A 574-nucleotide genomic window follows, 5' to 3' on the forward strand; every position below is an offset into this window, starting at 1 on the left:
GCGTCGCCGACGGTCGGGTTGAGCCTGGTGATGTCCGCCGGCCCCTCCGGCAGCTTGGCGTAGGCGCGGACGTGCGGGCCGCGCAGCCCGGTCTCCGAGCCGGGGAACACGGTGTCGTCCAGGTGCAGCGGCCGGACGATCCGTCGCGTCACCTCGCTCTGCCAGCTGTGGCCGGTGAGCTTGTCGATCAGCAGGCCGGCCAGGATGTAGTTGGTGTTCGAGTACTTCCAGCCCTGGCCCGGGGCGAAGTACGGCGGGTGCGCGACACCGATCGCGACCAGCTGCTCCGGCCGGTAGTCCTGCCAACGGCGGTCCCCGAGGGCGTAGTCGCGCAGGCTCGCCTCGTCCTGGTAGAAGAACCGCGGGTCCTCGGCGTAGTCGTACAGGCCGCTGCTGTGGTTGAGCAGTTGGCGGACGCTGATCGCGCCGCCGTTGGGGACGAGGCCCGGCAGGTGGCGCTCGACCGGGTCGTCCAGCCGCAGCCGGCCCTCCCCGACCAGCTGCAGCACGACGGTCGACACGAACGCCTTGGTGACACTGCCGATCCGGAACCGGCCGTCCGGCCTGACCGGCT

Annotated in this window: 1 protein-coding gene; it reads right to left on the reverse strand. The window is 71.4% G+C overall.

Annotated elements, in window-relative coordinates:
• A partial coding sequence (locus VR45_RS17035; protein WP_045940620.1) for a serine hydrolase domain-containing protein occupies nucleotides 1-574 on the reverse strand: 574 nt, incomplete at both ends.

This window comes from Streptomyces sp. NRRL S-495 (genome assembly GCF_000966955.1).
GTDB lineage: Bacteria > Actinomycetota > Actinomycetes > Streptomycetales > Streptomycetaceae > Kitasatospora > Kitasatospora purpeofusca.